The organism is Megasphaera hexanoica (genome assembly GCF_043520715.1).
GTDB lineage: Bacteria > Bacillota > Negativicutes > Veillonellales > Megasphaeraceae > Megasphaera > Megasphaera hexanoica.
The window spans coordinates 136,842-150,331 of sequence record NZ_CP171361.1; the positions used below are offsets into that span (position 1 = coordinate 136,842).

The 13,490-nt window shown below is 52.0% G+C and carries 9 protein-coding genes and 1 other annotated feature; of the genes, 2 read left to right on the forward strand and 7 right to left on the reverse strand.

What is annotated here, in order from left to right; genetic code table 11:
- Nucleotides 1-17 precede the first annotated feature (17 nt).
- The 6 genes from ilvC to ACGTIC_RS00720 all read right to left on the reverse strand — a co-directional run bounded on the left by ilvC (nucleotide 18) and on the right by ACGTIC_RS00720 (nucleotide 8,364).
- The gene (gene ilvC / locus ACGTIC_RS00695; protein ID WP_113856440.1) at nucleotides 18-1,028 is read right to left on the reverse strand and encodes a ketol-acid reductoisomerase; all 1,011 of its coding nucleotides are present in this window, start codon (nucleotides 1,026-1,028) and stop codon (nucleotides 18-20) included.
- An 85-nt stretch (nucleotides 1,029-1,113) separates the two neighbouring features.
- Nucleotides 1,114-1,354, reverse strand: a binding site (T-box leader).
- Nucleotides 1,355-1,485: 131 nt separating this feature from the next.
- On the reverse strand, nucleotides 1,486-2,418 hold the full coding sequence (locus tag ACGTIC_RS00700; protein ID WP_394522823.1) for a DDE-type integrase/transposase/recombinase: 933 nt from the start codon (nucleotides 2,416-2,418) through the stop codon (nucleotides 1,486-1,488).
- A 182-nt stretch (nucleotides 2,419-2,600) separates the two neighbouring features.
- On the reverse strand, nucleotides 2,601-3,806 hold the full coding sequence (locus ACGTIC_RS00705; RefSeq protein WP_059076606.1) for a PLP-dependent aminotransferase family protein: 1,206 nt from the start codon (nucleotides 3,804-3,806) through the stop codon (nucleotides 2,601-2,603).
- Between the two features lie 173 nt (nucleotides 3,807-3,979).
- Nucleotides 3,980-5,449, reverse strand: coding sequence for a sodium:alanine symporter family protein (locus ACGTIC_RS00710; RefSeq protein ID WP_113856441.1), 1,470 nt, complete (start codon nucleotides 5,447-5,449; stop codon nucleotides 3,980-3,982).
- Nucleotides 5,450-5,682: 233 nt separating this feature from the next.
- Nucleotides 5,683-7,638, reverse strand: coding sequence for an FAD-dependent oxidoreductase (locus tag ACGTIC_RS00715; protein WP_075581652.1), 1,956 nt, complete (start codon nucleotides 7,636-7,638; stop codon nucleotides 5,683-5,685).
- Between the two features lie 141 nt (nucleotides 7,639-7,779).
- Nucleotides 7,780-8,364: a 5-formyltetrahydrofolate cyclo-ligase gene (locus ACGTIC_RS00720; protein ID WP_113856442.1), complete on the reverse strand. Its 585-nt coding sequence runs from the start codon at nucleotides 8,362-8,364 to the stop codon at nucleotides 7,780-7,782.
- Nucleotides 8,365-8,604: 240 nt separating this feature from the next.
- Here ACGTIC_RS00720 and hcp point away from each other — a divergent pair, with 240 nt between their 5' ends.
- Nucleotides 8,605-10,176 carry a hydroxylamine reductase gene (hcp, locus tag ACGTIC_RS00725; protein WP_113856443.1) on the forward strand — a complete coding sequence of 524 codons (1,572 nt, stop codon included), beginning with the start codon at nucleotides 8,605-8,607 and terminating at the stop codon, nucleotides 10,174-10,176.
- A 103-nt stretch (nucleotides 10,177-10,279) separates the two neighbouring features.
- Here the strand turns inward: hcp and ACGTIC_RS00730 are convergent, their stop codons facing one another.
- A complete protein-coding gene (locus ACGTIC_RS00730) occupies nucleotides 10,280-11,602 on the reverse strand; it encodes an S-layer homology domain-containing protein (protein WP_113856444.1) in 1,323 nt (440 codons plus the stop codon).
- 433 nt (nucleotides 11,603-12,035) lie between these two features.
- On the opposite strand from ACGTIC_RS00730, the gene ACGTIC_RS00735 reads away from it, so the two are divergent.
- Entirely contained in the window at nucleotides 12,036-13,352 is a 1,317-nt protein-coding gene (locus tag ACGTIC_RS00735) for a YadA-like family protein (RefSeq protein ID WP_162816302.1), read from the forward strand.
- Nucleotides 13,353-13,490: the final 138 nt, after the last annotated feature.

Below are 13,490 nucleotides of genomic sequence, written 5' to 3' on the forward strand. Positions count from 1 at the left end.
CGATAAACGGATTTTAATTAGTCATTCTGGTCGTTGTTGTGGAGCCAGGACATCATCTTGCGCAGTTTGGCACCGACTTCTTCAATAGGATGTTCGGCGTGCTGGCGGCGCATCGCCAGGAAATGGGCCCGGCCGGCAGCCTTGTTTTCCAGGAGCCAGTCTTTGGCAAAGGTCCCGTCCTGGATATCGTGCAGTACGTCTTTCATTGCCTGTTTCGATGCGTCGCTGATGACCCGCGGACCAGCCGTGTAATCGCCGTATTCTGCCGTATCGCTGATGGAATAGCGCATCTTGGCCATGCCGCCTTCGTACATGAGGTCTACGATCATCTTCATTTCGTGAAACGTTTCAAAATAGGCGATTTCCGGCTGATAGCCTGCTTCGCACAGCGTTTCGAATCCGTTGGTGATGAGCTGGCAGATACCCCCGCAGAGGACGGCCTGTTCGCCGAAGAGGTCCGTTTCCGTTTCTTCCTGGAACGTCGTCTGGATGACGCCGGCCCGGGTGCCGCCGATGCCGCGGGCATAGGCCAGGGCGATGTCAAAAGCCTGACCGGAAGCGTCCTGTTCGACGGCAAAAACGTCGGGGACGCCGCTGCCTTCGACGAACTGGCGGCGTACGATATGACCCGGGCCTTTGGGGGCTACCATGAAGACATCGACGTCGTCCGGCGGGATGATCTGCTTGAAGTGGATATTGAAGCCGTGGGCAAAGGCCAGGGCACTGCCTGGTCTGAGGTTATCCCGGATTTCGGTTTTATATACGTCGGCCTGTTTTTCATCGGGAATAAGGACCATGGTGATGTCCGCACCGGCGACGGCTTCGGCGACGGTCTGGACGGTAAGACCGGCTTTGCGGGCTTTTTCTGCCGATTTACTTCCTTTATAGAGGCCGATGGTGACATCAATCCCGCTGTCGCGGAGGTTGAGCGCATGGGCGTGGCCCTGGCTGCCGTAGCCGATGATAGCGACTTTCTTTCCTTCCATAGCTTCCCAATTGACATCCTGATCATAAAATACTTTTGCCATTCTACATCTCTCCTTTACCATAAAAAAATAATCTTGTTGGAATGTAGAGCTGCCAAAAGGGTAACAAAAAAACTCCGCCCCTTCTGCAAGGGACGGAGTATAATCCGCGATACCACCCTGATTCCCGGAGCATTACTGCATCCGGGCTCTCTACAACGTACCAACATACGCGTTTCCTGTAACGGGGAACAGCCGTAGGCGCCTAATCTGATTCAGCACCGCTCTTCGGGGAGGACCTTCGTCTGCCGGCTCATACCGGCTCACACCACCCGCCGGCTCTCTGTCATGGGACCAGACACACTACTTTCTCCCGTCATCAGATTTTCATTATGCATGACTATTTATTCCACTTCGCTATGGTTGCGAGGTATGGGCATATTGTACGCAATAGACAGGCCCCTGTCAAGAGCATTTTCGGTGTTTATTTAAATGTTATTCTTGATTGTCAAGACATATGTTACACACCAGAATGTGAGAAATACTCTGTTACAACTTGGTTCGGGCTTTTGAATGCAAGGGATGTCTTGGCCGTGCTGTTATAGCGCTTTTCGTGCTTTGCCACTTGCTCCTTGAGCTCTTTCTCGCTTGTGAAGACCCTGCGGCCGTACAGAATCTTCCCGTCTTCCCGGTGGCTTCTCTCTACCTTGCCGTTCTGCCATGGCGAGTAGGGCCGCGTCCTCCACAGCTTCATCCCCTGTTCCCTGACTGCCTTTTCGAACGGGCTCTCCCGTTCTGTCTGTTCATGGTCGTTGACGAATTCCGTGCCATTGTCTACCTGGATCGTCTTGATTTTAAATCCCATCCGTCCTTCCAGCACGTGCAGAAACTTCACCGTCTCATAGGTGCTCTTTTCCTTCACGACCGAAAGAACCCGTTTCCTGCTGTACTCGTCTATCGCCGTTATCTGGTAGTATCTGTATCCATAGCGGGGAAATTTGATGCACTCGTTCGGAATGTACTTGAGATCGATCTGCACTTTGTCTCCAGGGTATTTTCCGTCCAGACGCTCATACCGGGCATAACTCTTGCGCCTTATCCTCGGTCGTCTGTATCCGTTCTTGCGTATCTGGCGGCACATGCTGCCAAAACTTCGTGTATACCCTCGATTCCGGCATCGCACATAGACTTCTGCATAGCCGTAGATTCCATTCCTTTTCAACATCCGTTTAATTAAATCCAGTTCTTTTTCGGTGTGAGCCTTGGGACTGTTGTGTGGACGTCTCGACCGCAGGGCCAGGCTTTGAACCGTTCCGTCATACCGGCTCAACTGCCGATAGGTGAACTGCCTGTTTGTCTGGTATTTCCTCGCCGCCTTGGTAACGCCGTATTTCTTGGCATATTCACATAACCTCTGGCGAAATCTCATTTCTTCGGTTATACTATGAGTCATAGAGGGAGCCTCCTTGTTACTTTTTTGGTTTTTGGCTAAACCTATTGTAACAAATGCTCTCTCTTTTTTCTTTTTATCTCTGTAACATATGTCTTATCACATTACAATTTTCGGTGTTTATTTAAATGTTATATGAGTTAAACGTTAAATCTTACAGCTCGTTGTTTAACTTTTTAATTTTGTTATAATTTTGTCTTGATATAATCGCCCAACCGCTTGATGCCCGTGTAGATTTTATCCGGCGGTACGGCACCGAAACTGATGCGCATGCAGTTCTTGCCGGCATCGCCGCCTTCGACGTAAAAGCCCCGGCCGGCGACGAAGGAAATATGGAGTTTGTCCATCGTTTCTTTTAAGAGTTCCGTCGTATCGATGTCGCCGGGAAGCTCGGCCCAGGTAAAGAGACCGCCATCGGGATACGTATGTTTCGTCCCTTCCGGGAAATACGCATCCAGGGCTTCCATCATGGCTGCGCACCGTTCGCGGTAAATGGCGCAGATTCTTTTCAGGTGATCGGGGAAATAGCCGCGCTTGAAGAATTCCGCTGCCAGGACTTCGGAAATCTTACTGGAATGGGAATTGGTCGCCACCTTGGCATAGGCGATTTTATCCATGATATCATCGGGCGCTACGACGTAGCCGAGACGGCTGCCCGGTGAAAAAATTTTGGAAAAGCTGTTGGCCAGGACGACTTTGCCGGCTTCATCAAAGGTCTTGATGGGCAGCAGGTCTTTCCCCTGGAAACGGATGTCCCGGTAGGGATCGTCTTCGATGACGATGACATCGTATTTGGCCGCCAGTTCTGCCAGTTTCTGCCGGCGGTCCTGGGACAGAGTCACACCGGTCGGATTCTGGAAGGTCGGCACGGTATAGATCATCTTGGGATGATATTTCTGGATTTTAGCTTCTACGTCTTCCATGATAAGACCGTCATTGTCCATCTGGCAGGGAATGCAGACGGCGTTGAAAATCTGGAATATCATGACGCAGTGCACGAACGTCGGCGATTCGACAAGAATGACATCGCCTGGATCGAGGAATATATCGCACAGGAGCTTCATCGTTTCCAACCCGCCGGCAGTGATGAGAATATTATCAGCCGAAGTATGCACGCCCTTCGGTGCCAGAAGCTCACTGGCAATGATTTCCCGCAGGTCGCGGATTCCCATTTTAGTGCCATAGGCCAGTGCTTCGATGCCGCGGCCATCCCGGCGGAACACATCCTGGGAAATCTCCCGCAGCGCATCGACAGGAAGTGCTTCTACAGCAGGCGAACCAATGCTGAATGCAATACCGTCTGCCGCCGTCATAGGCTGGAATAAGCGGTCCATGACATCACAGGTCGCCACCAGGGCCGGATCCGACCAGCGTTTTGAAAATTGTGTCATATCAAACATCCCCTTTTCTCTCTTTTACATACATAAGTATACTACACAAACACAAATGACAAAAGAATTTTTATCTGCTCTTTTGCCAGCAGCACAGAAAAAAACTGCAGGCTCTCATAGAGGGCACTACAGTTTTTTTCTGGGAATATGGGGATATCCAGCAGGGAGAAAGGTTATGAAATTTTGACGCCTTCCCGCAGAGACGATGCATCTTCCGGTTTTTCCATAAGGCCCAGGCGTTCGACCGCATCAGCAGCCGTAGCATCCCAGGACTGGGTGAGCAGACGTTCTTCATAATCCCGTACGAGGAGGACGATTTTATCACGCATGACGAAGATGATGACCAGATTGCAAAGGACACAGACGCCGAAGAAGAAATCGAAGGTAGCCCATACTGTGTTGAGCGCCCCGATGGCACCGACGATGCCGAAAACACTGGCCAGTACATAAAACACCTTGACCGGCGCGCCTTTAAAGCCCAGGGCATTGAGGCAGATACCGCCATAATAGGCATTGACCACGGCCGTTGTAAACCCGAAGAAAGCGATGACGACGGCAATGAACATACCGGCTGCTGCCACGTTGCCGCCAAAGCCTTCCCCAAAGGCCGCTGCCGTAAGAGCCGCCCCGGTAACGCCGCTGTCCCAGACGCCGGAGGTCATGACGACCATAGCCGTCATGGTGCAGACGACGATCGTATCGAAGAACACTTCAAAAACACCCCACAGGCCCTGTTTGACCGGGTGATTGACCGATGCCGACGAATGGACCAGCGGTGCCGTGCCCGTACCCGCTTCGTTGGAGAAAATGCCCCGTGCCAGGCCCCAGCGGATCCCCAGCATGACCGATGAGCCGAGGAAGCCTCCCGATGCAGCCGTACCGGTAAAGGCATCGTGGAAAATCATAGCAAAGGCTGCCGGGATAGCCGGCGCATTGGCAATCATGACGACGACAGAAACGGCGATATAGATAACAGCCATAAAGGGAACGACGGCATTGGCAAAATTAGAAAGGCTCTTCAGACCGCCGACCAGGACCAGTCCCATGAGAACGGCGACGGCAATACCGATATATAAAGGCGAGATACCGAAGGAACCGCTCAGCGACTGGGCAATAGCGTTAGACTGTACAGCCGGTCCGACCATCATGCCCAGGCCCAGAGTAATCGTCCAGATGAGGGACAGCCATTTCCATTTCTTTCCCAGACCGTTTTTGACAAACCAGGGAAATCCGCCGTGCCATTCGCCCGTATCGGGGTCTTTTTCCCGGTAAGCCACGGCCAGGGTGACTTCCGAGAATTTGACGATGAGGCCCAGCATGGCGATGAACCACATCCAGAATACCGCACCGGGACCGCCGGTAGCGATAGCGACGGATACGCCGGCAATATTGCCTACGCCCAGGGTAGACGCCAGGGCCGTGCAGGCTGCCTTGAAGGGATTGATATTGCCTTCGCCAGAGCCTTTATCAAAGACTTTACCGAAGGTTTCTTTCATGATGAGCCCGAAATGGCGGAACTGGAAGAACCGGAGCCGGACCGTCATGTAAACCGCAACGAATGATGTCAGTATCAGGATAGGCCAGCCCCAGATGACATCAGCAATGGCCATCATGCCACTTATGATACTCTCGATGATAAACATACATATTCCCCCTTTTACGGTACAAAAAAGGCCTCCTGCAGTTTTACATTGCAGAAGGCCTCATTGCCCGGCATATAAGTTTTCATCCCGCCATCAAAACGATGAATGAGATGGTCATACTATACCATTTATTTTTTATCATGTCAATATCTTTATTGTATATTTTTAATTATTTTTATCGTATTATTTTAAATAATAATATTTTTGTTCTGTTTTACATATTTTATTTCATCTTACATGTTTTCGTTGCGAAGGAGCGTGAACCCGGCCTCATAGCCCTGCTGAACCGCCGTGGCAATCCGTCCCCCGCCGGCCGCATCGCCGATGACGCGTACTGTATCAAACGCTGTCCGGAAGGCATCGACCGTATCCTGCCGCGGTACAAGCCCCATAGACAAAATGACCGTATCGGCCGGAAGGATGACCTGCTCATGATCGCTCAGCCGTTCCAATGTCACCGTATGTTCCTGAACAGAACGGATGCTGTGACCCGTGTAAATATCCGGATGGTACGGTGTAATTCGGCTCATTTCATCATTCAGGACGGCCGGGAAAATAGCGCCGCCGATGACAGGCATCATTTCAACCAGACTGACCGGATGGTGGTCCTTCAAAAGCACGGCGGCCGTTTCCAGTCCCGTAAGGCCCGATCCGATAATGACAGACCGGCCCTGTACGGCAGCTTTTCCCTGTAATACGGCTTCTGCCGTGACGACATGGGGAAGGTCGAATCCCGGCAGGGGCAGGATCCGCGGTCTGGCCCCGCAGGAGACGACGACGGCTGCCGGATGGAAGGAGGCCGTTTCCTCCACCGTTCCCGCAGCCCGGCAGCGGATGTCTACGTTCAGGCACTGCAGCTGGCACGTCATGGTATGCACCAGTCTGGTAATCTGTTCTTTTAGCGGTGGTTTGTCGGCAACGTTAAGCATGCCGCCCAGAGACGCTTCCCGTTCCAACAGGACTACGTGGAATTGACGCAGAGCCAGCACGCGGGCGGCTTCCATCCCGGCCGGGCCGCCGCCTATGACGACGACGGTCCTTCCATCGCCATTTTTCTGCAGATCGTCAAATTCGATTTCCCGGGCCGTACGGGCATTGATGGCACAGCGGATAGGCATGCCATTTCCCAAGACCCGTTCCCGGCAATAGAGACAGCCGATACACTGCCGGATTTCATCACTGCGGCCTGTGCGGGCCTTTTCGACAAAATACGGATCGGCCAGCTGGGACCGGCCCAGTCCGACAAAATCACAAACGCCTTCTTCGAGGAGTTCTTCGGCAAATTCTGGGTTTTTAATAGTATTCGTCGCGATGACCGGGATGTGGAGCGCTTCTTTATATGCCTTTGCCACATGCTTTTTCCAGCCCGGACGGTACGAATAGGGTTCACAATTGGCATCGGCATTGCGGGCACTGCCATTACTGATATTGATGGCATCGATACCGCAAGATTCCAGATAGCGGGCAATTTCCAGCCCGTCTTCCAGTGTAAGGAACCCTTCTACGGGCGTCATTTCATCGCCACACATGCGCACCATAATGGGAAAGCGGCCCAGTTTCTGCCGGATGCCCTGGATGATTTCGCTGATGAACCGACAGCGGTTTTCCACCGTACCGCCGTATTCGTCGTGGCGGCGGTTATAGTACTTGCTGAAAAACTGGGCGATGAGGTAGCCGTGTGCCCCGTGGAGTTCGACCGCATCATAGCCTGCTTTTTTGCAGCGCACTGCCGCATCAATGAATTTCTGCTGGATCCGGTGGATATCATCTTTGGTCATCTCCTGCGGTACGGGTTTCCCCGGCGCAATCGGTACGGCACTGGGAGCCAGATTGGGCCGGCCCGTCAGTGCCGGATTGGACGTAGCACCAGCGTGATGGAGCTGGGCTGCGATTTTACAGTCATACATATGGACGGCATCGGTCAGTTTTTCCATTTCCGGGACATGATACTCCCGGGCTATTCTCAGGTTATGAATCGATGGGATACTGTCTATATCATCGACCCCCGTATACTCTTCGATGATCATCCCCACGCCGCCTTTGGCCCGTTCCTGATAATAGCGGATCTGCCGGTCGGTGACGACGCCATGGCGGTCAGCCAGATCGGTTGCCATGGGGACCATGACGGCCCGGTTTTTGAGACGCAGTGGACCAATGGTTCCCGGTGACAGCAATACTTGATAGTTCATAGGAAATCCCTCCCCGTGTAGTCAGATGTTTTTTCACCAGCACCAACGTGTACTGATACCTATACTATATCATCAATAGTTCATTTTTGCTAATAATAATTATCTTATATTAGCTATGATGGAAAACTAGTACAAACGGCATCATTCCTGCCGGGAAATCCGGATAACACCTTTTTCTGAAATGACCAAGTCCATCCGTTCATCGTGATCCTCCATGGGAATCTGACCGGTCATTACCTGATGACGGCATAAGACAGCCCGGGCGAAATGGCTGTCATGAAGATAGATATCATAGAAACCTCCGCCATAGCCCAGACGCTGGCCTTTTTCATTGCATGTGCAGCAGGGGATAAGGCCCAGGTCGATTGTATGGGCGGCCATGACAGGACAGGTCGTATCCGGTGCCAGTATGCCATAGCGCCCGGGCTTCAGGTCGGACAGAGAGCGGATCTGCCGGACTTCCATCTTTCCCAAGGAAATACAATAGGGTACGCCGACTTCTTTTCCGTCGGAGAGCATCTGCGCAATCAGCGGCAGTGTCTGGATTTCTGATGGCGTACCGGCATAACAGAAAATGCGCCGGGCCTGTCCGTATTCCGGCAGAGACAGTACATACTGGCGGATAGCGGCATCAGATTTCTGGCAATAGTCTTTTGGTAGTTGTACCACCCGTTCTTTTACCTGCCGTCTGAGAGCCTTTTTTTCTTCACTCACGGTTCTTGTCATGATGGGTTCCTCCTGTGCATTCTATATTCTATATAATATAGGATATCATATTTTTTCCGGAATACCGGCCAATCATTCCACATGTTCCCGCAGTTTTAGTATAAAAAATATTTTTTTCCCGTTCCGTTGCATATACAACGACATTTTTTTGTTTTTTCACTTATACTATAAGAGCAGTCAGGAACTGCCGCAATCAAGATTTTAATTTAGTATTGTATTTGAATAGATACTCAGGAGGTAATGATAATGGAAAATCAGATGTTTTGCTTTCAATGTGAACAAACGGCGCGGGGTACGGGATGTACCGGTTGTGCTGGTGTCTGTGGTAAATCCGCTGCCGAAGCGGGTCTGCAGGATGCTCTGACGGGCGCTCTCGTCGGTCTGGCACGTACCTGTCAGACTGCCGCTCCTACAGCCAAGACGTACCGTGCCATTCTCGAAGGCCTGTTCACGACGATCACTAACGTCAACTTCAACACGACGACGACCCAGGCCATGATTGATAAAATCCATGCGGAAGCCGCTGCCCTTTCGTCTACTCCCGCAGCTGACTACGACATGAACCAGATGTGGAACGCCGATGAAGATATCCGTTCCCTCAAATCCCTCATCCTGTTCGGCATGCGCGGCATGGCTGCTTATGCTTACCACGCTCTCATGCTCGGCAAATCGAGTGAAGAAGTCGATTCCTTCTTCGTCAAAGGCTTGTCGGCCATCGGCGAAGACTGGGGCATGGACGAACTCCTTCCGATTGTCATGGAAACAGGTAAAGTCAACCTGACCTGCATGGCCCTCCTCGACGAAGCCAACACGACGACTTATGGCACACCGGTTCCGACAACAGTTCCCCTGACCGTAGAAAAAGGCCCGTTCATCGTCGTCACCGGCCACGACCTGAAAGACCTGGAACTCCTCCTCAAACAGACCGAAGGCAAAGGCATCAACATTTACACTCACGGTGAAATGCTCCCGGCCCATGCATATCCGGAACTAAAAAAATACAAACACCTCAAAGGCAACTTCGGTACGGCCTGGCAGAATCAGCAGAAAGAATTCGACGGCGTTCCCGGCGCATTCCTGTTCACGACAAACTGCCTCATGCCGCCCCGCAAATCCTACATCGACCGCGTCTTCACGACAGAAGTCGTTTCCTTTGACGGCGTAACTCACATCGGCGAAGACAAAGACTTCACGCCGGTCATCGAAAAAGCTCTGGCACTCGGCGGCTACAGCGAAGACCAGCACTTCACCGGCATTAATGGTGGCAGCACTGTAACGACTGGTTTCGGTCATGGAACAGTCCTCTCCGTAGCCGATAAAGTCATCGACGCTGTCAAAGCTGGCGCTATCAAACACTTCTTCCTCGTCGGCGGCTGCGACGGTGCCCGCCCCGGCCGTAACTACTACACGGAATTCGTCAAACAGACCCCGGCTGATACGGTCGTCCTCACCCTGGCCTGCGGCAAATACCGCTTCAATGACCTCGACCTCGGCACCATCGGCGGCTTGCCGCGCATCATGGATATGGGCCAGTGCAATGACGCTTACAGCGCTATCCAGGTAGCTGTCGCTTTGGCAAAAGCCTTCGATTGCGGCGTCAATGACCTGCCTTTGTCCATGGTCCTCTCCTGGTACGAACAGAAAGCCGTCTGCATCCTTCTGACGCTTCTCTCCCTGGGCATCAAGAACATCTACCTCGGACCGACACTGCCGGCATTCGTCTCCAAGAATGTCCTCAACTACCTCGTAGAAAATTTCCAGATTTCTCCGACCAGCACGCCGGAAGAAGATTTGAAGAAAATCTTAGGATAATCTCCCCTACCCGAAACAATCCACCTCTCCTATATACGAAAAGGACTGCCCCCCAGGCAGTCCTTTTTGTGTTTGAAAATTTCAGTTTACCGCAGGCCTGGCATCAGAAGGCGAATACGAATTCGGCCCGTGTCTGTTCTTCCGGATCGGCAGCATTCTTCTTGTTGTCTTTCCACTTGGAAGCGAAGGTCTGATATACGTTGAACTGGGCATTTTTGGCTACGACATAGCTGCCGCCGACACCCCACGATTCGATGTTTCCCAAAGCTTTTTTATCAAAGCGCCAGCTGTTCGTCGAGCCGCCGAGGTACGCACCGTCTTCAACGTTGAGGTATTCTACCCAGGCACTCCAGGTCCCCGGCTGGGATTTGATGGCTTTACCATAGGTCAGCTGGGCAATCCAGAGGTTGCCATTGTCGTCATTATTGATGGTCTTGTATCCGTTTGTCAGGTTGACCTTTTCATAGTTGACGAGGAGATTCCATTTACTTCCGAAATTGTAGGATACGTAAGCGCCCCAGAGGTCATCGCCCATGAAGGAATCACCTCTATTTTTACCACCGGCACGGCTAAAGTCGTTGTAGTATACGCCGACTTTGGAACCATTGCCGAAGAAGCCTTCGATTTCGCCATAGCCGGTCTTTACGCCATCGATTCCCTTATCATCATCACCAGCAAAGGTCTTATCCGAGCCGTTGATTTTAAATTTACCATAGCCGGCAGTGACGGCAAAATTGTCGTTCTTGTATTGTAACTGAGCACGGTCGAAGACATCGCCGTAGTTGAGGCCATAAGCATTACCCATGACATATTTATCCGTACGGCCGGCGTTGATTTTGAAATTCCCCAGTTTCGTTTCTACTTCTGCCCGGTCGGTATAAACGTCACCATTGTCACTGCTGGCCGTTTCATTATCCGAGAAAGCAATGGAGTCCGTGCTGAGGCCGTATTTGACCGTCGTTTTGTCATTGACTTTGGCCGTTGCGCGGAGTCGTACACGATAATCCCAGGAATCATCATTTTCCTTACTGCCCTGCTGATAACGGTAACGGACACGGGCATCACCAGTCAGTTTGACGTTGCCCACTTTCTTTTCCAAATTGGAAACGCGGACGCCGAGGCTGTTGAGTTCATCGGCATATTCGTCAGCCAGTTTATTGATGAGGGCACGCTGTTCGACCGAGGCTTTGTCCATGTGAGCCATAGCTTTGGCAGTCATTTCAGCTGCTTCGTACCGGGTAATATTGCGTTCCCCCTGGAAATACGAGCCATCGACACCCTGGATAACGCCGGCATCGGCCAGTTCGACAACCGACTTATAAGCCCAACTATCAGTCGGTACATCGACAAAGGGATTGGCGGCAAAGGCGCTGGCTGCGCCCAGTGTTAGAACGGCTGCAAAGGCAGCGGCAATTTTAGATTTCATCATGATAGATTCCTCTCTTTCCCAAAAACAACAGGCAGGATCATTGCCCGGGAGAGGCACGCATGACTCAGGCGAGTTTTCCTCGTTTCCTCTCTGAATCTACATTTCGCGCTCTCACAGCAGTCCCGCGCAGACGGATATCCGCCTGCACCGCTAGTATAGAGGAAATGTTTCCTCCTTGTCAAAACACCTATAATCCGCATAAATACGCCACTTATCTAGTCTTTTTACAGAGTGCTTACCCATATTTTTCTCTTTCCATCCCAAACTTTTACACGGCCTTCGCCCTACTGCTTTTGTATCGTATTAAAAGACAAATTACATTTTACTGTTTTATTACCCGTGCGTAACGGTTTGTTTACAACCCAGAGGTAAGGTTATGACAGAAATCAATTTTGGTAACTGTCGTTACCTTACAGGAGGCATGTTCAACATGAAAATACATCATCCACGAACCTGGAAAAACCACGCAGCCGTACTCATGGCTGTCACCGCACTCTGTACAGCTGCCGCACCATTCACGGCCCTGGCCGCCGGTCCTGTCACAGCTAGTGAAGTCAATATTTCTGTAAAAGGCGACACACGGGGACTCACGGCATCTGGTATCACGCCGGGTCATGTTTATGCAGACGCTGACGGATGGAAAGAAGGAGCAGCTGGCGATACGAATTCCGTCGCTATGGGCGGTGGGCAGGTCGGTTCCATGAGTACGCCGGCTTCCGTACGGGGCCAGAACAGCGTTGCTGTCGGTGCCGGGGCTTCTGTCGATGTCTCATCCAGCAAGAATGACTTCAATTCTGCCAATGCGACGGCTATCGGTACGGCAGCCAGCGTCTCCGCTATGCAGGGCACGGCCGTCGGCTACAGTAGCAAGGTAACAGGCGCTAAGGGAACGGCTATGGGTGAACAGAGTTCTGCCGAAGCTGAAGATGCTGCTGCATTCGGCGAAGGCAGTCACGCTAAAGCTACTAAGTCAACGGCCATCGGTACAGGAGCAAACGTCGGTGATGGGGCTAATAACTCCGTTGCCATCGGTGCTGGCAGTACCGTATATAACTCTGATTTGAAATCTACGGACAAGAACGGCGTTGTATCCCTCGGCACCGGCAATGCCGAACGACGCATCATCCACGTTGCCGACGGTGTCAACGACAGCGATGCCGCCACGGTCGGCCAGCTTGCCAAAGCCACAGAAAAGAGCAATGCAGCCGTAACCGCCAATGAGAAAAAAATTGGCTCGGCGAACCTTTCCAATGGTTCGGCTGACCTCACGGAAGGTATCAATACTAATACGGCATCAATTCAGCAGAACAGCACTGCCATCCAGGAAAATACCAGTGCTATCCAGCAAAACAGCAACGCCATTACGTCACTGAATACGCACGTACGCAGCCTCGGTCAGGAAATCGACAGTGTCGGCGCCTTATCTGCCGCTCTGGCCGGTCTTCATCCCATCGATTACGATGGCAGCGGTTCCCGTTTCCAGATCAGCGCTGCGGCCGGTACCTATGATGGCAAGCAGGCTGTCGCTCTCGGTGGTTTCTATCATGTAAACCGCGACGTCATGTTCTCTCTCGGTGCCTCCAGTACCTTCGGCAATGACCGCAAGGCCGCCGGCAATTTCGGCGTTACCTTCCGCGTCGGCCCCGGTGCTTCCCAATCTCCATCCCAGACTTCCAGCGACGTAGAAGAACTCAGGGCCGAAGTCGAAGCCCTGAAAGCGGAAATCCAGGCTCTCAAAGCCCGATAATCCCTGCGGCAGACAAACCGGCTTTTTACCGAATCCCTCTGCTATGACACATCGGAGTCATTCGCCGTACTAACTATATCCTGACCGGTCTGCCACGCAGATTGTATACAAAAAGGGACTGCTGCAGCAGAATCAAAA

Excerpts from the sequence above, each read along its gene's own strand:
- ACGTIC_RS00730 (WP_113856444.1), bottom strand. The coding sequence starts at position 11,602 with ATGAAATCTAAAATTGCCGCTGCCTTTGCAGCCGTTCTAACACTGGGC.
- ACGTIC_RS00710 (WP_113856441.1), bottom strand. The coding sequence starts at position 5,449 with ATGTTTATCATCGAGAGTATCATAAGTGGCATGATGGCCATTGCTGAT.
- ACGTIC_RS00715 (WP_075581652.1), bottom strand. The coding sequence starts at position 7,638 with ATGAACTATCAAGTATTGCTGTCACCGGGAACCATTGGTCCACTGCGT.
- ACGTIC_RS00700 (WP_394522823.1), bottom strand. The coding sequence starts at position 2,418 with ATGACTCATAGTATAACCGAAGAAATGAGATTTCGCCAGAGGTTATGT.
- ACGTIC_RS00735 (WP_162816302.1), top strand. The coding sequence starts at position 12,036 with ATGAAAATACATCATCCACGAACCTGGAAAAACCACGCAGCCGTACTC.
- ACGTIC_RS00705 (WP_059076606.1), bottom strand. The coding sequence starts at position 3,806 with ATGACACAATTTTCAAAACGCTGGTCGGATCCGGCCCTGGTGGCGACC.
- ACGTIC_RS00720 (WP_113856442.1), bottom strand. The coding sequence starts at position 8,364 with ATGACAAGAACCGTGAGTGAAGAAAAAAAGGCTCTCAGACGGCAGGTA.
- hcp (WP_113856443.1), top strand. The coding sequence starts at position 8,605 with ATGATAATGGAAAATCAGATGTTTTGCTTTCAATGTGAACAAACGGCG.
- ilvC (WP_113856440.1), bottom strand. The coding sequence starts at position 1,028 with ATGGCAAAAGTATTTTATGATCAGGATGTCAATTGGGAAGCTATGGAA.